The organism is Dechloromonas denitrificans (assembly GCF_020510665.1).
Lineage (GTDB): Bacteria > Pseudomonadota > Gammaproteobacteria > Burkholderiales > Rhodocyclaceae > Azonexus > Azonexus denitrificans_B.
In genome coordinates this window covers 1326493-1343611 of sequence record NZ_CP075187.1, presented here as the reverse complement: position 1 = coordinate 1343611, position 17119 = coordinate 1326493, and the positions used below count along the sequence as shown (strand labels likewise).

General features: G+C 61.4%; 16 protein-coding genes. 6 read left to right on the top strand and 10 right to left on the bottom strand.

The annotated features are described in order from the left end of the window. Positions 1-214: 214 nt before the first annotated feature. Positions 215-556 (bottom strand): hypothetical protein, encoded by a 342-nt coding sequence (locus tag KI614_RS06260; RefSeq protein WP_226408646.1) that lies wholly within the window; start codon positions 554-556, stop codon positions 215-217. Between the two features lie 88 nt (positions 557-644). Continuing rightward, complete coding sequence (locus KI614_RS06255) at positions 645-857, bottom strand: hypothetical protein (RefSeq protein WP_226408645.1); 213 nt, start codon at positions 855-857, stop codon at positions 645-647. A 92-nt stretch (positions 858-949) separates the two neighbouring features. On the opposite strand from KI614_RS06255, the gene KI614_RS06250 reads away from it, so the two are divergent. Both KI614_RS06250 and KI614_RS06245 read left to right on the top strand, forming a co-directional pair. Further along, entirely contained in the window at positions 950-1378 is a 429-nt protein-coding gene (locus KI614_RS06250) for a hypothetical protein (RefSeq protein WP_226408644.1), read from the top strand. 259 nt (positions 1379-1637) lie between these two features. Then, on the top strand, positions 1638-1895 hold the full coding sequence (locus tag KI614_RS06245; protein ID WP_226408642.1) for a hypothetical protein: 258 nt from the start codon (positions 1638-1640) through the stop codon (positions 1893-1895). Positions 1896-2132: 237 nt separating this feature from the next. On the opposite strand, the gene KI614_RS06240 is transcribed toward KI614_RS06245, so the two are convergent. Next, a complete protein-coding gene (locus tag KI614_RS06240; protein ID WP_226405325.1) occupies positions 2133-3659 on the bottom strand; it encodes an IS1182 family transposase in 1527 nt (508 codons plus the stop codon). A gap of 104 nt (positions 3660-3763) precedes the next feature. On the opposite strand from KI614_RS06240, the gene KI614_RS06235 reads away from it, so the two are divergent. After that, complete coding sequence (locus tag KI614_RS06235) at positions 3764-4651, top strand: phage exclusion protein Lit family protein (RefSeq protein ID WP_226408640.1); 888 nt, start codon at positions 3764-3766, stop codon at positions 4649-4651. A 191-nt stretch (positions 4652-4842) separates the two neighbouring features. After that, on the top strand, positions 4843-5175 hold the full coding sequence (gene yidD / locus KI614_RS06230; RefSeq protein ID WP_226408638.1) for a membrane protein insertion efficiency factor YidD: 333 nt from the start codon (positions 4843-4845) through the stop codon (positions 5173-5175). Between the two features lie 59 nt (positions 5176-5234). Here yidD and KI614_RS06225 read toward each other — a convergent pair whose 3' ends face one another. After that, positions 5235-7364 (bottom strand): TonB-dependent receptor family protein, encoded by a 2130-nt coding sequence (locus KI614_RS06225; protein WP_226408636.1) that lies wholly within the window; start codon positions 7362-7364, stop codon positions 5235-5237. Between the two features lie 225 nt (positions 7365-7589). Here KI614_RS06225 and KI614_RS06220 point away from each other — a divergent pair, with 225 nt between their 5' ends. Continuing rightward, positions 7590-8066 carry a GNAT family N-acetyltransferase gene (locus KI614_RS06220; RefSeq protein WP_226408634.1) on the top strand — a complete coding sequence of 159 codons (477 nt, stop codon included), beginning with the start codon at positions 7590-7592 and terminating at the stop codon, positions 8064-8066. Positions 8067-8101: 35 nt separating this feature from the next. Here the strand turns inward: KI614_RS06220 and KI614_RS06215 are convergent, their stop codons facing one another. The 6 genes from KI614_RS06215 to KI614_RS06190 are packed head-to-tail and all read right to left on the bottom strand — an operon-like array spanning position 8102 to position 14860. Continuing rightward, positions 8102-8749, bottom strand: coding sequence for a response regulator (locus tag KI614_RS06215; protein ID WP_226408632.1), 648 nt, complete (start codon positions 8747-8749; stop codon positions 8102-8104). Next, positions 8746-10107: a HAMP domain-containing protein gene (locus tag KI614_RS06210; RefSeq protein ID WP_226408630.1), complete on the bottom strand. Its 1362-nt coding sequence runs from the start codon at positions 10105-10107 to the stop codon at positions 8746-8748. Before KI614_RS06210 ends, KI614_RS06215 begins: the two co-directional genes overlap by 4 nt. Continuing rightward, positions 10107-12413 (bottom strand): TonB-dependent receptor, encoded by a 2307-nt coding sequence (locus tag KI614_RS06205; protein WP_226408628.1) that lies wholly within the window; start codon positions 12411-12413, stop codon positions 10107-10109. Before KI614_RS06205 ends, KI614_RS06210 begins: the two co-directional genes overlap by 1 nt. Continuing rightward, positions 12410-13147 (bottom strand): energy transducer TonB, encoded by a 738-nt coding sequence (locus KI614_RS06200; RefSeq protein ID WP_226408626.1) that lies wholly within the window; start codon positions 13145-13147, stop codon positions 12410-12412. Before KI614_RS06200 ends, KI614_RS06205 begins: the two co-directional genes overlap by 4 nt. A 7-nt stretch (positions 13148-13154) precedes the next feature. Further along, positions 13155-14093 (bottom strand): quinoprotein relay system zinc metallohydrolase 1, encoded by a 939-nt coding sequence (locus tag KI614_RS06195; protein WP_226408624.1) that lies wholly within the window; start codon positions 14091-14093, stop codon positions 13155-13157. Beyond that, positions 14090-14860, bottom strand: a complete 771-nt coding sequence (locus KI614_RS06190; RefSeq protein WP_226408623.1) for a quinoprotein dehydrogenase-associated SoxYZ-like carrier — start codon at positions 14858-14860, stop codon at positions 14090-14092. Before KI614_RS06190 ends, KI614_RS06195 begins: the two co-directional genes overlap by 4 nt. A 422-nt stretch (positions 14861-15282) precedes the next feature. Here KI614_RS06190 and KI614_RS06185 point away from each other — a divergent pair, with 422 nt between their 5' ends. Further along, positions 15283-17064, top strand: coding sequence for a PQQ-dependent methanol/ethanol family dehydrogenase (locus KI614_RS06185; RefSeq protein ID WP_226408622.1), 1782 nt, complete (start codon positions 15283-15285; stop codon positions 17062-17064). The last annotated feature ends 55 nt before the right edge of the window (positions 17065-17119 follow it).

Genomic DNA, 17119 nt, shown 5'->3' with positions numbered 1-17119 from the left:
AAATGGGCGTTGGGAATCGATAACCCAAGGCCGACGAAGAGCCTTGTTGTCTCTTTAATTTGCCAAGCAGCCTCACAAAAATGACAAAGGCGTTACGAGCAGGCAAAATGCCGGGATCATTGGACGACGCCGCGTATGCCTGCCATCTATTCCCGTAAATATTTCCCCGACACTACTGAAATGCCCACTGGGCATACGATTCGGGGTGCCGCGTTTACTGGCGTATACGGCGCTTGGCCAGCTTATATGGCGGTTTTGCCGTCCACTTCACGTTCGGCGTCACAAAATCGCCGTCGCAGTGGCGAATATCGTTCTTGCACCGTGGGCATTCCGTCAGGGTTGGCGAACACGGCGGTGTTTCTTCGATCATGTGCAGGTCGGAGTCCAAGACCTCGCACCACACGCGGCCCGGCGCATCGACCTTCTCGAACTGATGCCAGTAGCCGTTTCCGCTCCAGTTGCGGCCGAGATATGTCAGCCGCTCGGGCTGGTTCTTCCAGTTGTATCGTCCGCCGCGCTTCATCATCTCGCGTGCCAAAGTCATCTGTCGTTCCATTGCTTTTCCTTTCTTCGTTTCAAGCTGCCGCCGAACAAATCATTCAACCGGACGTGCTGCGCACGCCGTTTAATTCACGCGTTAGAAGTCAGTAGTCGCATGTGCCAGCCCGAGATCCGCCGTCGTCTTCCATCGCATCAGCAAGCACGCCATTCGCCGCCTCGGGTTTCGCGCTTTCTTGCAGGTTGCATTCGCCGTGTTTTAGCGAGCAGAACTCGCCGCCGACAATCACGTATCCGCACATCGCACGGCCACCGCGCAAAGAGCCGCGCACGGTGCATTTCGGTTTTTCGTTTTTCATCGTTTTCTCCTGTTGACCGTAACTTCTAACTTTTCAATCAACCGGAAAGCCCTGACGGGCTTCCGGTTATCTCAGGCGTTAGGTGTCGCAACATGCTTCCGTTCTACACGTATTGCGAACAACATGCAGCGCGCCTCTTTCAACTGAAAGATGGGCGGTTTCAAATAATCGATTCAGGCCCAATTACCCCACTTATGTGCGGCCCAGGGTACGTACTACTTGAAAACCACTTGGCCGCGTTTCTTCAAGAACAAGAAATCGAGCGAGTTGCTTTCCAGCCAGCCGTTATCTGGAATCGTCGTGAAAATATTGAGTTTCAAACCCATCAATTCATGGCGGTCAATCACTACTTTTCATCAAATCAGGTCCGTGATTTAAACGTTCTCGGTGAGCGGTTTCTCACCATGGGTGACGAATATTTGTTTGTCACTCCAGCGCTGAAAGAGCGCTTGGAGAAAAGCCCTTTCAACTACTTGCGCTTTAGCGAGGGTCTCAGTGAGTTTGTCGGCAGCAACACCTAACATTGCGGTCAAAGCCGCTCCGGCCTTCGGCCTCCGCTGGACGCTGCGCGATAAACCGCCGCGCAGCGCCCTTTACCTAAAACGTTGGGCCTCTTGCTGAAACGAATCATTCCCTTCTAACCCTGCCATCCTCAGGCTGATCAAAATGCTCACATATACCGCTATCGCAATAGTCGTTCTGTTCATACTTTTCATGTGGACCCGAGGAGGTTTAGGCAAAGGTAGGAAATATGGAAACAAGATTGCGCGGCACTTAGGTATGAGCAATAACTTCTTCCACACCGTCTTGGAAAACGGCGTTACCGGGCCGTCACTACAGGTTCTCGCAATGCTCGATGGTGCGGGGCTCACGTTACAGCAATCAAGCGTTCAGCTTGCCCCCTCCTTGGAGCGCGGATTAGTCGCGCTAGAAAATAGATTTGGGCGTCAAGAAATGATTGAGGCCGCCAAACCTGTTGTCACTGCTCTCTTGAAGGAGTGGGAAGAGCTTCAGCAACAACGAGAATCAAACCAATGAGGCACTTTTCCCGAGGCCCAACCCATCATCCCACCGGACCTGCGCGAAAAACCGCGCAGGCCAGTGAATTCAAACGTTGACGCTGTAGAAAAACCCTTTTCCAGCCAGATTTCCGGCAAAGACATGGCGCAGGTTTGATCTGCGCCATTTTCGTTTTCAGGCTTTTTCCAGGTTGACCGTGTGATTCTCGATGCGAGCTGTTTCGGCCCCTTCAGGTGAATTTCCCTTCTTTTTCCTCTACTGCCCGAACCCGTGATGCGCCAGTTTCTCGATGTTGTGCACCAGGCAGTACAGCTTCCACTGCGTATCAACCTTCTTCCGCCCACGTAGCGTGAAGTGATCCAGTCGCTTGTTGTGCCTCAAGTTGCCGAACACCGGTTCGACGGTGGCGAAGCGTCGCCCATAACGGGCTCTGCCTGCTTCGCTGTCGAGGGCTTTCTTCATCCGGTCGGTCTCGCTTTCTTCGGTTGTGTCGGCTTTGCCTCGAAAGAACGCAACTTGCCGGACTTGGGTTTTCTCCGGCGTGCGCAGGCATTTGGTGCGTTGTTCGCAGGGCAGGCAGTCGCGCAGAGTGCCGCTGTATTTGGTGGCGAGGTGGCCGTTGTGGATGCAGTTCGTGCCATTGCGGTAGAGCTGCTTGCCGGCTGGACAGGTGCAGATGCCAGTTTCGGGATCGCGTGTGAAGTCCTGCGGACGGTAACGCCTGGCGGCTTTCTTCGGGTTAGCCTTGTCGTAGAGGGGATCAGGCTTCACTTTGTGTTTGCCTTGGTCCTTGAAGCGTTCGTCACGTTGGCGCATGCCGTTGTCGGCAATCAGGGCGTTGATGTTCTCTTGGGCCAGGGCTTTGAGGTTGCGTTCAGAGTGGTAGCCGGCATCAGCCGTGTAGAGCGTGTCCGGAGTGGCTTGCGCCTGAGTAGCGCGCACGACCGGCAGCAGTAGCTCTTGTTCCGAGCCGGTGCCGTGGGCCTGGGCTTCGATGATGATCTGGTGCTTGGCATCGACGGCTGCTACGCCGGTGTAGCCTTGAATGACGCCTTTGCTGGTGGCCATCTTGGCGCTCTCGGGGTCGGTGCGATTGCTTTTGCGGATGGCGCCTTTACTGCCCTTTCTGTCTTGAGGGTTGGCGGTCAGCCATTGGCGGAGTTGGGCGGCCTCTTGCTGCAAGCTTTCGGACCGTTGCCGGGATTTCTCGGCGAGGTCAGGTTCGACGGACTGGCGGTCGTTCTCGCGGTGGCGGGCCAGCATCTTCTTGGCGGCAGCTTCGAGTTTGTCGGCTTGATGGGCGAAGTCGGCTCGCGTGCCGCTCTTGGCCTTGGAGGCGTTGCTGGGCAGCTTGACGCCGTCAATGGCGAACATTTCCCGGCCGATCAGACCTTGCCGATGACAGAGGTAAAGCACCTGTGCAAAGAGGCGGGCGACTTCTTCGTCGAGGCTGGAGACGAAGGCCGCCAAGGTGGTGAAGTGCGGTGCGGAGTCGCCGCTGAGGGCGATGAAGGTGACGTGTTCGCGGCACAGCCGCGCAATGCCCCGGCTGCTAACCACGCCCTGGGCGTAGGCGCAGAGGATGACTTTGAGCAACATCCCCGGGGGATAGGCGCTGGCGCCGTTCTGATCGTTGCGGTAGCGACTGTCGAAAAGGGAAAGATCGAATTCGTGGTCGAGCAGGTGATGCACGGCATGCTCGAAACTACCGGGCAGCAACTGCTTCTCCAGATCTACCGCGAGAAACCTCGGGCTGGTGTCGATTGCTTTGTAGCGGGCCATGGCGCCTCACTGATTTCAACTTCAGGTTGGAGCCTTGTTATTCCATATGGTTCACGGCACGATGCGGGCATGAATACACTTTTTCTACACCGTCGTTAGCCAGCATGGAACATCCCCGTTCTCCTGTCCTTGAGTTGGAAAATGCGATAGCCGGATGCGCTTTTCGTATTGCACCGGAACGCGAGAGTGAACTTGCTGAATTACGGGACGTAAATAACCTGATGCTCACCGTTGTGGACGAGCCAGGATTCAATATTCGTGTTCGCTTAGTTGAGCGGGAAATCATGATAAACGTCGCTGCTCTTGAGTTTCTCTGGGCCAGCGCTCACGCGCATCTGATTCTCTACAACGAGTACGGCCTTGCGCAGCGCAGTGGCTCAAGCACTTTCGATACTGGCGGCACCGATCGAAGCAGGAGGGCTATGGAACTGCTCGCTTGGGCTGGCCGAAATGCCTTGGCGAATGGCACAGACCTATGGCCTACAGACCTTCCTAGACCGGAACGCTTCCCTGCCGAAAAAAGTGATGGGCACGTCACGAATGAGCTATTCCTCTGTGCGCTTGCCTGGATCATTCACCATGAAATCGCCCACGTTCGGCTAAATCATCAAGCACTGGTCACCACATGCTCTATTGCAGAGGAAAAGGATGCTGATGTCGCTGCCACCAAATGGATTCTAGACAAGAGCACGGTACAACAGGAGTCACGAAAGCGAACCTTCGGAATAGCAGCGGCCATACTTGCCCTGCAAGGCTTCCGTTGTCCAGATCAATTTGTCACTTTGAAGACTCATCCGTCAACATTTGAACGCATCGATTACTGTTTGACCGCCGCGGGGGTCCCGGAAGATGACGAGGTTTTCGCGTTTGCTGCGGTCACTATGCAGATTCAACTCGCATGCCGCGGCATTGACAGGAAGTTCGATGGAAATACATTTCGTGATCTGTGCTCTGAATATCTCATTGAGTTTACCCGTGCAAATGCGGGCTAACCCTGCGGTGCAGGGGACGCTGCGCGATAAAGCGTCGCGCAGCGCCCCTTACCTATAACGTAATAAACCATTTTCCGGCCCGACTTCCGGCAAGAAAATGGCACAGGTTTGACCTGCGCCATTTTCGTTTTCAGGCTTTTTTTCCAAGTCGACCGCAGCATTCTCATTGAGATCAAACGCCAGCTAACACCATGCTCCGTTACGCCGCAGCTCAAGCGATTGGTTCATACCAACGCCACATTTCCCCGAAAAAAGGGTTCGCATGTGCATTTCGCGTCCACACGGGGCATTGCTCGTGTTCTGAGTTTGCTCGGCGGTTTGTTCTTCGCGCTGGTGTGTGGCGGCTTCTGCATGCTTTGCCACGGCGTTTTATCAGGTGCAGAAATGCATCCATCGCCTTGTCGGAAAGCCAAGCCAACGAACCAGGAAAAAATGGCACTGGGCATGATCCCTACCCCAAGGATTGCGCCGTAATAGGTGCCGCAGAATGTGGCACATACGCATGTTGTTTCTGGCCATTTTGAAGCGACCGCCCAAGTAAAAAACCCGCCACCGGCGGGTTCTTCATTTCAGCCAGCAATCCTCAAAACGCGTATTTGGCATTCACCCCGAGCAGCCAGTTGCGGCCGGGGGCTGATTCGTAGAATCGGCCGTTGCCGTCGCCGACGACGACCGAGCCAACGTACTGGCGGTCGAAAATGTTGTCGAGACGGGCGAAGGCGCGCATTTTGAGCGGCCCGACCTGCTGATCGACGCCCATGCGCAGGTTGGCGATGGTGTAGGCCGGGGCGGCTTGCTGGCTGTTGCTGTCTTCGACGTAAACCTTGCTGCGTGCGATGCCTTCAGCGGCGATGTGGAAGCCGCTCGGGGCATGTCGCCAGGCCAGTTCGCCGAACAGCGTCTGGGCGGCGACGCCGGGCAAACGGCTGCCGGCATTGACCGGCGTGGCTGCGCCGAGCACCGTGGTGGTGAATGCTTCGTCGTAGCGCGCATCGAGCAGTGTGTAGGCCAGACGGCTGGTGAAACCGAGGCCCCAGCGGCTGTCGACCGCCGCTTCGATGCCTCGGCGCAGGGTCTGGCCGGCATTGCGGTAGCTGGTTCGGCCGCCTGAGCTGGAGGCGACGACCAGTTCGTCGCTCGTCCTGATCTGGAACAACGCGACATCCACCCGGCTGTCGTCGCCGACCAGCGCCTTGAGGCCGGTTTCGAAATGCGTGCTGGTCGCTGCCTTGAGGTCGAAGCTGAAGCTGCTGTTCGGGCCGGAGTAGAACAGTTCGTTCATGGTCGGCGCTTCGAAGCCACGGGAAGCGCTGGCGTAGAGATTGACCGTTGGCGTCAGGCGGTAGAGCGCGGCGAGCATCGGCGTGGTTTTTTCGTAGCTGACACTGCCGCTGTCATCGCCATTGCCGGTCGTGATGTAGCTGTCCTTGACCTTGAAGGCGACCCGGCTGTGGCGCAGGCCGCCGGTGAAGTTCCAGCGTTCGCCCTGCCATTCGGCCTGGGCGTACTGGTCGAAACTGGCCACCCGGTCTTCTTCCTTGCGGCGCAGGGTGCCGGCCAGGCCGAGCGTTGTGCCGATGTAGTTCTCGTAGCCGCGCCGCTGATCGACGGATTGCTCGTATTCGACACCGACGGTGGTCGTCAGCTTGCCGCCGGCGAGATCGTACTTGCCTGTCCAGCGACCGGAAACGCCGGAAAAATCACGATCAAAATCAATCACCCCGCCGGAATGACGACGAATCGCCGAGTTGGCCGGCGTCGCGCCGGTAATCAGCTGAACCGAACGCGGGATCGACTGGTACTGAATCACCGTGCGCTGGCCGGCATAGGCCGAAACCTGCACGCTTTGGTCGCCAAAGCGGCGTTCATAGCTCACGCCGCCCTGCATGTGGTCGATGCTCTTGCGCGTGTTGTATTGCTCGGCCACCGGATCAACGCTGCGCGGATTGCTGCTGAAGCGCGACCAGCTCGCGCCGAGCGGGTCATCCGCCGTTTGGGTAAAGGCATTGGCAACAAGCATCAGGCGGCTATCGGCATCCGGCGCGAAGGTCAGCTTGGCCGAACTCTGGTCGCGCTGGGCGCTGCTGTGATCGCGGTAGCCATCGGTTGCAAAGCGCGAGGTATCGAGCACATAGCCCATCCCGGCCGCTTCACCCTGGGCCGATAGATCGGCCTTCCACATGCCGTAGCTGCCGGTCACCAGGCCGCCTTCAATGCTCGGCGCGCCCTTGCCGTCGGCAGTAAACATCTGGATCACCCCGCCGGCGTGATTGCCGTAGATCGACGACATCGGGCCGCGCATCACTTCGATACGCTCAGCCCGGTCAAGATTGAAAGTCGCCGCCTGTCCCTGGCCATCCGGCATCGACGCCGGAATGCCATCGGCCATCAACCGAATGCCACGTACGCCAAAGGCCGAACGTGCGCCAAAGCCGCGTGAGGAAATCTGCAGATCCTGGGCGTAGTTCTGGCGGTTTTGCACCGAAATGCCAGGCACCCCGGCCAGTGCCTCGGAGACATTGACCTTCGGCTGATCGGCACCGATTCTGGCCGCATCGACGACGTCGACCGCAGCAGACAGGTCGAACGTATTGTGTTCGATGCGGCTACCGGTCACAGCCACGGGATCAAGCGTCACATCGGCAGCCCAGGCTGTACCGAGCGAAAAAATCGGGGCTAATGCGGCGGCAATGCAGCTCAGACGGTGTTTCATGGCAGGTGTCTCGTCAATGTAGTTATAGGTCACATCATCGGCTGCCCGCGCCTGCACCGCGCCATCACATTCGCCAAAGCCACCTCATGAAAATCATGAGATGCCGGTGACAAGCAGAATCATCAACCGCTCGGCGATAATGCGGCTTGCTCATGGATCGACGTCACCGCGCCTGAAAGCCCCCTCACACGACTGCAACCAGCCTCTCTACGCCCCCCGCCCATCATGCTCACCATTCGACAAGCCCGCTTCCCGGATGAACACGACGACGTTATTTCGATTTTTCGCGAGTACGTCAAAAGTCCGACTGTCAGCCTCGATTTTCAGGATTACGAGACGGAGTTTGCAGGGCTGCCGGGCAAGTATGCGGCGCCGGAGGGGCGTCTTCTCCTGGCCCGCCAAGGGGATGCCGTTCTCGGCTGTGCCGCCCTGCGCCGGGTTGATGCGTCGACCTGCGAAATGAAACGGGTTTATGTCCGCCCATCGGCGAGAGGCCAACAACTCGGCCGTAAACTCGTCGAGCAGCTGATCGCCGAAGCCAGGCTGGCCGGTTATCGGCGCATCTGCCTCGACGTTTTACCGGAGTTCGTGGCGGCGCAGAAGCTTTACGAATCGCTCGGTTTTTCGGTCGCCGAACCAGTCAGCTTCAACCCGGTGCCCGGCACGCAATACCTGGCCTTAGCCCTGCAAGACCCGACATAAACCAAGTTCTGGCCGTTGCCAGAAAGTTTCGGCCATCAGGCTTCGATCAACCCGTTGCGCACGGCGACCAGCGTCAGTTCGGCGGCGTTCTGCAAATTGAGTTTTTGCTTGATATGGTAAAGATGCGTCCCGACGGTGCTCGGACTAAGGCAAAAATCGCTTGCCACGTCGTTGACCGAGCGCCCTTCGGCCAGTTTGAGGAAAACGGCCAGTTCCTTTTCGGTCAGGCTATCGACCGGATTGGCTGAACCGGAAAGCTGGGCCAGTGCAACGTTCTGCGCCAGCTCGGGATCAATGTAGCGTCGCCCGGCCGCAACCTGCCCGACCGCCCGCAGGAATTCTTCCGGCGCGGCACGCTTGCACAGGTAGCCACTTGCGCCAAGACGCAGGGCACGGACGGGAACGATGTCGTCGTGGTGCGCCGAAAGCATCAGCACCCGCGCTTTCGGCGCCCAGACGAGCAGCCGTTCGAGCGCAGCCAACCCGCCGATGCCGGGCATCGACACATCCATCACCACCAGATCGGGCGTGGACTCGGCATAGAGCCGGATGGCGCTCTCGCCGGTTTCCGCCTCACCGACCACTTCGGCCCCCGCCCCTTCGAGCAGCAAGCGAAAACCGAGGCGGACGATGGCGTGATCGTCGGCCAGCATGACGCGAATGCCGCGCAGATTGGAATTCATGATGCTTCCTCCATGATTTCGTGATGGGGCAGGCAAACCTGCAGACAAAAGCCGCCAGCCGCCGGCCGTGCCATCGTCAGCACGCCGCCGAGTTCGGCAATGCGCTCGGCCATGCCGGCCAGTCCGAAGCCGCAACCGGCTTGCGGTGAACGCCGGCCATCGCAACCGCGGCCGTTGTCGCTCAGCGACAGCCTGATCTGTCCGGCAACTTCGCCGAGCCGCAGCTCGACCTGGCTGGCCGCAGCATGGCGGGCAATGTTGGTCAGCCCTTCCTGGACGATACGGATCAGGGTTTGGGCCACGGCATCGCTCAACCGGGCGTGTTCAAGCTCGATCGTTGCGCGCAGTTCGATGTTTTCATGCTGCATGCGCCAGGCGACCAGCAGCCGTTCAAGGCCGGCTTCAAGCCCGGCGGCGGAGGCCGGCCGCAGGCGCTGGAGAATATTCCTGACGCCCTGCTGCATCTCGCCGGTCACGGCAACAATGCTTTCGGCCGGCAGCTTGAGTCCCGGCTGATCGCTGCTGCGCTGCACGATGGCGCCGGCCAGTGCGCGGACAGCGGTAATGCACTGGGCCAGTTCATCGTGCAACTCGCGGGCAATCAGCTGGCGCTCCTGCTGCAGGCGGCCCTGCATCTGCTCAGCCACTTCCTGTTCGGTTTCCAGCCGTACATTGTCGTTGACCGCAGCATTCAGGCGGTCGGCCATGCCGTTGAAGGCACGCGACAGGCGGCCCAGCTCCGGCGTGGCAAAAACCGGCAGGCGGGTATCGAAACGCCCCGACCCCGTCCTTTCCAGCGCGTGCATGACCTGGGCCAGCGGGCGCAGAGCGCGGTCGAGGGCGTAGCGGCTGATCAGGAACAAGCCAACGAGCAGCAGCACCGCCCAGGCGGCCATGCGCTGCAGATCGTCCCAGGCATCGATCACCGAACGCGAGGCATCGGGATAAAGCACCAGTTGCAGCTCGCCCAGCGCAACGCGATGCGCTTCGAACTCGGGCGTCAGCAGCCCGGCAAACCAGCCCGGCACCTGGCGCCCAGCCTTGTAGGTCGGGGCTGGCGAGCGGTAAAGCAGGCGCCCGTCGGCGGCGATCACTTCCAGTTCGTTGGCACGAATCCGGCCGAGCGGCTTGACCACGCCGAGGACGCGTTCGGGCAGTACGTCCGGCGGCAACTGACGCATTTCACCGACCGTCGCCCGCAGCCATTGTTCGGCCACCCGGCTGGCCGCCTCAACCTCTTCATGCGTCGCATTGCGCGCGCCGTGCGACCACAAGGCGGCGAGGACCAGCAGCAGGCTGGCCGCCAGCCCGGTAAAGACCAGGCCGACGCGGGTGTGAAGGCTGGGCCGGCGCATCATCAGTTGCCGAAGGCGTAGCGCAGGCCGATCCAGGCGGCACGCGGCGCGCCCGGCGCGACGAAAGTTTCGCGCCGCCAGTTGCCCGAATCGATCTGGAAGCTGCCGCCGGCGAAGGGGTTTTCAGCCAGCGCGGCAGCCGTCGCGTAACGCTTGTCGAAGACGTTGTTGACCTTGGCAAACATCTGCCAGCCGCCGCCCAGCCGGGCTTCGCCGTTCAGGTTGAGAATGGCGTAGCCGGCCGTCTTGCCCGGTCCGTCGAAAGTCCGGGTATTGCCCAGCGCATCGGTAAAGGTGCCGGACTGGTGCTGGTTGTTTTCATTGCCCCGGGCGTACTGACCGGAGAAGGCCTGGACATCGCCGCCGAGACGCAGCCAGTCGGTGGCTCGCCAGTTCAGGCCGAGCTTGGCGCTGTGCGTCGGCAGGCCGGGCAGACGGTCGCCCTTGCGCACTCTGATTTCATCATCCTGTCCGCCCGCCGTGCATTCCGGCGCGGTGCCGCGCGTACTGTTGTTTTCAGCCAGCAGGCAAGCGCCCGACTGGAAGGTGGCGTGCAGATAGCTGTAGTTGGCGAACCAGTCGACACGATTCTGGCGACCGTTCAAACCCAGTTCCAGACCCTGACGTTGCGTCTTGCCGAAATTGGTGAAGTAACCGGCGCTGGTCGAGGTGCCGACAAAGATGATGTCGTCGCTCGAAACGCTGCGGTAGACCCCGGCATTCCAGCCAATATCGCCGACCAGCTTGCCGCGCAGACCGGCTTCGACGGTTTGCGTGACGACCTGCTTGAGATAAGGGTCGGCCGCCATCGAGTTGGGCAAGGTGCAGGGATTGGCCGGGTCGGCACAACCCAGTTCGATCGGCGTCGGAACGCGGTTGCCCTGGCTGAAACCGGCGTAGGCATTGAGCGCCGGCACGATCTGCCAGCTCAGGCCGAGCGCCGGATTGAGCTTGCGGTAGCTGTGGTCGCCATCAAGATTCGGCGCGCTGCGGTCGAGTTCGTCGAAGGTCGTCACACGGCTCATGTTGTAACGGGCCGAGCCGGTCAGATGCAGATTGGGCAGCAGCGCATAGGTGTCGGTGGCAAACAGGCTGGCCGTGCGCGTCGTGCCGCGCAGCCGGTTCTGCTCCTGTTCGCTGGCGGGATCGGCAATGCCGCGCGTGGCGTCGATGAGGCCGAGTTGCTGGGTCTGGCGGAAGTTCATCCGGGCGTAGTCGAACGAAGTGCCGAGGGTCAGTTGATGCCGGGCGCTGTTCAGATTCCACTGCACGCCCAGGCCACTACCCTGCTGCCGGGTGCGCGTCCGGTTGTTGGCCCCCGACTCCTGGTTTGACACGCCGTCGAAGACACCGTCTTCGAACTCGTCATTGACGTCGCCGTTCAGCGTCCGCGTCGTGCTCCGCCGGTGATAGACGTTGCCGCTCAGGCTCTGGCTGTCGTTCAGCCACAGACGACCGCTGAGCGCCAGTTGGGTCATGTCGTTACGCGTCTGGTCGGGGTGGGTGAAAATCTGGTCGCGCCGCTCGGCGAACATCGAGAGCGGCAGCAGTCCGTTGCCGGTCATCTTGGTCACCGCCCGGCTCAGCGTCAGATCGGCCTCGCCGGCGGCGCTTTTATGCGACAGCTTGCCGAAAAACTGCTTGGCCTCGGATTTCGAGTAATCGCGCCAGCCGTCTTCCTTGAACCAGTCAGCCGCGACATACCAGCCGAGCGAGCCGGCGTTGCCGCCATGCTCGATCTCGACATTGCGCCGCCCGAAGCTGCCGCCGGACAGTTCGAGTTTGCTGCCCGGATGACTGAAGCCGCTCTTGGTGCGGATCGCCAGCGCACCGCCCAGCGTGTTCAAACCGAAAACCGGGTTGGAACCGGGCATCAGATCCATCCCGGCAATCGCCGAATGCGGCAGCAAATCCCAGTTGACCGTGTCACCGAACGGTTCGTTGATGCGCACGCCGTCGAGATAGACCGACAGGCCCTGCGCCGTGCCGAGCAGCGGCGAGGCGGTGAAACCGCGGTAATTCAGATCGGCCTGGAAAGGGTTGCCCTGAATCTCGTTGAGATTGACGCTGGGCAACTGGCGCAACATCGCCTCGGGCAGGTTCAGGCTCTCCTGCTCCTCCATCTGGCTGGCGCTGATCGACTGGACATTGGCCGGCAGGTGCAGGCGCGGCACGCCGACCCCGGAGAGCGGCGTACTGCCGACGACTTCAACGGTTTCGGCCTGGATTTCGCGGTCGACCGCGCCAGCATGACCAAAAGCGGCGCTCAGTGCGAGTGCCAGCAAAGTGGGCTTGTGATGTTGTCTCATGTTGTTTTTTTGAGTTTGTAGTTGATCGGGACGACGACTTGAATTTCGTTGGCTTCCAACGCTTCCGGCAGCGGCGGCAAGCCGGCCAGCGCTTCGAGCATGGCCAGCGCGTGCTGGTCGAGCACCTCGAAACCGCTGCTGCGGTCGACCTGCACACCGAGCAGATTTCCCTTGCGCGCGACTTTCAGGCGCAGCCGGACTTCACCTTCCCAGCCGCGCAGCGCGGCAACGCGCGGGTATTCCTGATGGCGGGCCAGCAGCTCACCGAGGCGACGGCGATAGGCATCGAGCACCTCGCTCTGCGGCTTGGCCGGCGCGACGACGACTTCGCGGCTGGCCACCGCTTCGCTCGGCGCCGCCACGGTCACTGCCGGCAGACGCGCGGCCTCGCTCGGTGCGGCGGGCGTCGCAACGGTGGACGGCCCGGCCGGCGCAATTGTCCGTACGCTGGATTTTTCAGGCGTATGGACGGGCACCTGCCGGACCTTCCTGGGGAGCACAGCCGCCGCCGGGGCTTGAGCCGGGGCGCTGGGTCCGGATTCTGGCGTGCTGACCGGGCGCAGCACGGCGATGATCGTCGGCAAGACGGGTGGAACGCTATGGCGCTGCCAGCTGACCAGTCCGAACAGCCCGGCATGGAAGAGCAGCGACAAGCCGAGCAAGGCGACAAATCGGCGACTCAACCCAGCCGGCACAACCGGCAGGCGCAGTTCCGGCGGAAAGTTGATCGCCATCGCCATCTCAGCGCCCTGCCCCGAGCGCATCCTGCTCCGCCGCCGGAAAGAGGTGGCCAACCGAGCGGCGGTATTCGCTGGCCGCCACCGGCAGATCGGCGAACTCGGCCGGCAGCGGCAGGGCCAGCACGTCGTTCATGTCCAGCCCGTCACGCGCTGCGGTCTGCATCGCGGCTTGCAGCCAGCGTAGCCAGGCGCGGGTCTGGCGAATCGGCGCGGCGTCGCGCGTCACTGCGCCGTGACCGGGGACCAGCACGCTGAAACCGGGTTCGCGGGTGATCTCCTCCAGCCGGTCGAGCGCGGCCAGCCAGTGGGTAATATCAGCGTGCGGCGTGGTCGCGGCGCGGCCGTTGAAAACCAGATCGCCGGCAAACAAAACGCCGCTTTTTTCATCGTAGACCGCGAGATCGGCCCCGGTGTGACCGTCCAGTCCGATCAGGCGCAGGCGGCGACCGGCGATTTCGCTGGTGCCGGCGGACAGTGCACGATTCGGCACGAGTACCTCGGTGCCTTTCATCCAGTCGCCGCTCATCCGGAACAGGTTTTCGGCAAAGGCGTTGCCCTCGGCCGAAATGCCCTCGATGGTCGCCGGCAGCGCGGCGATGGCTGTGCCGGCAAAGGCCTGGTTGCCGAGAAAATGGTCGGGATGGTGGTGGGTGTTGATGACCAGCGCCACCGGCTGCTCGCTGATTCGGGCAATCGCGCGGCGCATCTGCTCGCCGTAGCGCAGCGACGGGCCGCTGTCGATCACGACGATGCCGCCCGAGCCGGCGATGAAAGCGGTATTGACGATATTTCCGCCGTTGACCGTGGAAAAGTCCTCGTTGCGTCCGATGAAGACGTAAACCTGCTCAGCAACCGGCTGGGCCTGCAGGCCGTAGTCGAAATCGGCGGCCTCGGACGAGATGGCGAAGAGCGCCGCAGCGCAGGCGATCAGGCGCTTCATTGGGCGATCTGCGCCTTGAAGGTGTTGCCGTTGTTGTCGCGCCCGCGCGCTTCAACCGGCCCGCTGACTGCACCGCGATGCAGGGTGAACACCGGGTTCTCGGCGACCGGCTCGTAAGTCTGCAGGCGCATCAGGCGCTGGCCGGCGGCATCGCTCAATTCGATTTCTTCAAGGTGGAAGGCCGGCGTGCCAGCGACCAAGCCGGTATCCATCGGATGCACGATGCTCAAGCGGACGCGGCCGCTGTACGGGCCTTCCGACCACTGCCGGCCGCTGACCCTATTCAGTTTCTGCTGCCAGGCTTTCGAGGCCGAGGCGCCGGACGGTGCAGTGCAGCCGCCGCCCACCGTATTGACCCAGGTGCCGCCGACATGCCAGACGCCATCCGCCGTGCGCACGGCAGCGCGCACCGGTGTCGATTGTTGCAACTTGACGCGGAAACCGAGGTAGGCACCACTGGCTTCGGGGAAGAAACGCAGCACCTGGACGATCGGATTGAAATCGGCAAAAACCAGCACTTCCTGCACGCCGGGCAAGGCCGTGGCATCGATCGTCACCGGCACCTGCATCGGGTTCTCGGCGGTCGACGGAGCGATCACCTTGACGCGCGGATCGAACAGTACCGGCGCATTGCCCAGCAGGCTTTTCTGCATGTCGGCCCAGCGCGCCGAAGCGAGCGGATCACCGCTCTCTTTCAGCGCGGCGGCATCGGCCGGCGACATCAACGCGGCCAGCGCGATAGCGGCAATGGTCAAAGGAAATTTCATCGTGTCTCGCTCCTGTCGCCCTGCGGGCTGTTTGGGCAAGACTTGCGCAAAGGCCGTGCCAAAGCGCTAGCCATCGGCGGAAATGACCGTGCCAAGCGTGATTCGGCGTTTTTGCCTGAAAAATCGCGTCGACCGCAGCAGCGCGGTTGCGCAACTTTGGAGCAGTTGTGTTCATTTTGAACAGGCAGCCTGAACGCTGGCCCAAGCCGGCACAACGCCATCAAATACCCCTGAAAGGCCGGCCAGCGGGCCGATTCAAGCGGCCGGCACGGTCGTGGCACAGGGCTTGCAGATCGCCTGTCCGGCCAGGGGGGAAATTTCAGGGAATGGACGGTCTCCCCCGGTTTTCATGCCACGGCAGCGCGGCTGAACGCCCTTTGCCGTACAGCAGGAATCAATGCATAAACCAAGGAGACAAATCCATGCATCGTCACACCCGCCCCCAGCGGCGCACACTCGGCATCGCCCTGCTCATTGCAGCGGCCTTCGCCGGCAGCCCGGCCAGCGCTGAAGTTACTGACGCCGATATCCTCAATGATGCGAAGACCACCGGCGACGTCGTCAGCTTCGGCCTCGGCACGCAGGGCCAGCGTTTCACGCCGTCGACCCAGATCAACACCAAGACGGTGAAGAATCTGGTCCCGGCCTGGTCGATGTCCTTCGGCGGCGAAAAGCAGCGCGGCCAGGAATCGCAGCCGGTCATCCATAACGGCAAGATGTTCGTCACCGCTTCGTACAGCCGCCTTTTCGCGGTCGACGCGAAAACCGGCAAGAAATTGTGGAAGTACGAACACCGCCTGCCCGACGGCATCATGCCGTGCTGCGACGTGATCAACCGCGGTGCCGCCCTGTACGGCAACCTGGTCATTTTCGCCACGCTCGACGCCCAGCTGGTCGCCCTCAACCAGGACACCGGCAAGGTCGTCTGGAAGGAAAAGCTCGGCGACTACGCCGCTGGCTACTCCGCCACCGCCGCGCCGATTGTCGCCAAGGGCAAGCTGATCACCGGCATCTCCGGCGGTGAATTCGGTGCCGTCGGCCGCATCGACGCGCGCAACCCGCTGACCGGCAAGCTGATCTGGACGCGTCCGACGGTCGAAGGCCACATGGGCTACAGCTACGATGCCGACGGCAAGGCCATCGAAAACGGCATTTCCGGCACGACCAACGCCACCTGGGAAGGCGACCTGTGGAAAACCGGCGGCGCCGCCACCTGGAACGGCGCGACCTACGATCCGGAAACCAACCTGATCTTCGCCGGCACCGGCAACCCGGCCCCGTGGAACAGCCACCTGCGTCCGGGCGACAACCTGTTCTCGTCGTCCACCGTGGCGATCGACGCCGACACCGGCAAGATCACCTGGCACTACCAGAACACGCCGCACGACGGCTGGGACTTTGACGGGGTGAACGAATTCGTCTCCTTCGACTACAAGGACCCGAAGACCGGCAAGATCATCAAGGCCGGTGGCAAGGCCGACCGCAACGGCTTCTTCTTCGTCAACGACCGGACCAACGGCAAGCTGATCAACGCCTTCCCCTTCGTCAAGAAGATCACCTGGGCGAGCGGCTTCAACCTCGAAACCGGCCGTCCGAACTACATCGAAGAAGGCCGTCCGGGCGACCCGACGCAAGGTGTCGATGGCAAGAAGGGCAAGGTCGTCTTCTCCGCCCCGTCCTTCCTCGGCGGCAAGAACCAGCAGCAGATGGCCTACAGCCCGCAGACCGGCTTGTTCTACGTGCCAGCCAACGAGTGGTCGATGGACATCTGGAATGAGCCGGTGTCCTACAAGAAGGGCGCCGCTTACCTCGGCGCCGGCTTCACCATCAAGGCGCTGAACGAAGACCATATCGGCGTGCTGCGCGCGATGGATCCGCAGACCGGCAAGATCGTCTGGGAAAACAAGAACTACGCCCCGCTTTGGGGTGGCGTGCTGACCACCGCCGGCGGCCTGATTTTCTATGGCACCCCGGAAGGTTTCCTGAAGGGCGTCGATGCCAAGACCGGCAAGGAACTGTGGTCCTTCCAGACCGGTACCGGCATCGTTGCACCGCCGGTTAGCTGGGAACAGGATGGCGAGCAGATGATCGCCGTGACGACCGGCTGGGGCGGCGCTGTTCCGCTGTGGGGCGGCGACGTTGCCAAGCGTGTGAACTTCCTCGAACAGGGCGGTTCGGTTTGGGTGTTCAAGCTGCACAAGTAAGCAACAGTCTCTCCTGCGGGCGCTCCGGCGCCCGACCCCCACGGCGCGGCGGCTT

What these genes read in the sequence shown, in the direction of transcription:
- KI614_RS06250 (WP_226408644.1), top strand. Translation starts at nt 950, where the DNA reads ATGCTTCCGTTCTACACGTATTGCGAACAACATGCAGCGCGCCTCTTT.
- KI614_RS06245 (WP_226408642.1), top strand. Translation starts at nt 1,638, where the DNA reads ATGAGCAATAACTTCTTCCACACCGTCTTGGAAAACGGCGTTACCGGG.
- KI614_RS06215 (WP_226408632.1), bottom strand. Translation starts at nt 8,749, where the DNA reads ATGAATTCCAATCTGCGCGGCATTCGCGTCATGCTGGCCGACGATCAC.
- KI614_RS06260 (WP_226408646.1), bottom strand. Translation starts at nt 556, where the DNA reads ATGGAACGACAGATGACTTTGGCACGCGAGATGATGAAGCGCGGCGGA.
- yidD (WP_226408638.1), top strand. Translation starts at nt 4,843, where the DNA reads ATGCTCCGTTACGCCGCAGCTCAAGCGATTGGTTCATACCAACGCCAC.
- KI614_RS06195 (WP_226408624.1), bottom strand. Translation starts at nt 14,093, where the DNA reads ATGAAGCGCCTGATCGCCTGCGCTGCGGCGCTCTTCGCCATCTCGTCC.
- KI614_RS06185 (WP_226408622.1), top strand. Translation starts at nt 15,283, where the DNA reads ATGCATCGTCACACCCGCCCCCAGCGGCGCACACTCGGCATCGCCCTG.
- KI614_RS06205 (WP_226408628.1), bottom strand. Translation starts at nt 12,413, where the DNA reads ATGAGACAACATCACAAGCCCACTTTGCTGGCACTCGCACTGAGCGCC.
- KI614_RS06190 (WP_226408623.1), bottom strand. Translation starts at nt 14,860, where the DNA reads ATGAAATTTCCTTTGACCATTGCCGCTATCGCGCTGGCCGCGTTGATG.
- KI614_RS06235 (WP_226408640.1), top strand. Translation starts at nt 3,764, where the DNA reads ATGGAACATCCCCGTTCTCCTGTCCTTGAGTTGGAAAATGCGATAGCC.
- KI614_RS06200 (WP_226408626.1), bottom strand. Translation starts at nt 13,147, where the DNA reads ATGGCGATCAACTTTCCGCCGGAACTGCGCCTGCCGGTTGTGCCGGCT.
- KI614_RS06210 (WP_226408630.1), bottom strand. Translation starts at nt 10,107, where the DNA reads ATGATGCGCCGGCCCAGCCTTCACACCCGCGTCGGCCTGGTCTTTACC.
- KI614_RS06220 (WP_226408634.1), top strand. Translation starts at nt 7,590, where the DNA reads ATGCTCACCATTCGACAAGCCCGCTTCCCGGATGAACACGACGACGTT.
- KI614_RS06225 (WP_226408636.1), bottom strand. Translation starts at nt 7,364, where the DNA reads ATGAAACACCGTCTGAGCTGCATTGCCGCCGCATTAGCCCCGATTTTT.
- KI614_RS06240 (WP_226405325.1), bottom strand. Translation starts at nt 3,659, where the DNA reads ATGGCCCGCTACAAAGCAATCGACACCAGCCCGAGGTTTCTCGCGGTA.
- KI614_RS06255 (WP_226408645.1), bottom strand. Translation starts at nt 857, where the DNA reads ATGAAAAACGAAAAACCGAAATGCACCGTGCGCGGCTCTTTGCGCGGT.